General features: G+C 64.1%; 1 protein-coding gene. It reads right to left on the bottom strand.

All coding sequences use genetic code 11. From position 1 onward, the window contains the following. A partial coding sequence (locus tag K9U40_RS23205; RefSeq protein ID WP_282892429.1) for a hydrogenase small subunit occupies nt 1-515 on the bottom strand: 515 nt, incomplete at its 3' end. Nucleotides 516-649 lie beyond the last annotated feature (134 nt).

The raw sequence follows: 649 nt of genomic DNA, 5'->3' as shown, positions 1-649 counted from the left end.
GGGTTGGGGCGGGCCGCCTGCACGCAGCCATAGGAGGCGCAGGAGCCCCAGGAGATGATGGCCTTGGCGTCCTTGGCCACCTTCTTCAGCTGGTCCACGAAGGGCTTGCCGCCGATGATGCAATACATGCCATCCTCATTCAGCGGCGGGTTGCCTTCCACCGCGAGGATGTAGTTGCCCTTGTACTTCTCCATCACCTCATCGAGGATCGCTTCCGCCTGATGGCCGGCGGAGGCCATGAGGGTGTCGTCATAATCCAGCGAGATCATGCTCAGCACCACATCCTTGGCCAGGGGATGGGCCGAGCGGATGAAGCTTTCCGAGCAGCAGGTGCATTCCAGCCCATGCAGCCACAGCACCGGGGTGCGCGGCTTGGTCTCCATGGCCTGCGCGATCTGCGGCGCGAATTCCGGCCCGAGGCCCAGGGCCGCGGCGGTGAGCGAGCAGTATTTCAGGAACGAGCGGCGGGTGATGCCCTGCCGCCGCATGACTTCATAGAACGTCTCGAGGGCCATAAAGGCGTCCCCCCTTGGCTGACCTTGTCCTCCCCACCGGCGTCGAGGCCGGGGGGATTGGAATGGTTTCAGCAAGGGGTGTGCCAGAGGGGGGATATGAGGGACTTCAGGGGGTTGGAGCAGGAGGGGTGGAT

The organism is Xanthobacter autotrophicus (assembly GCF_030015065.1).
GTDB lineage: Bacteria > Pseudomonadota > Alphaproteobacteria > Rhizobiales > Xanthobacteraceae > Xanthobacter > Xanthobacter autotrophicus_D.
This window is presented reverse-complemented; position numbering and strand designations above follow the sequence as displayed.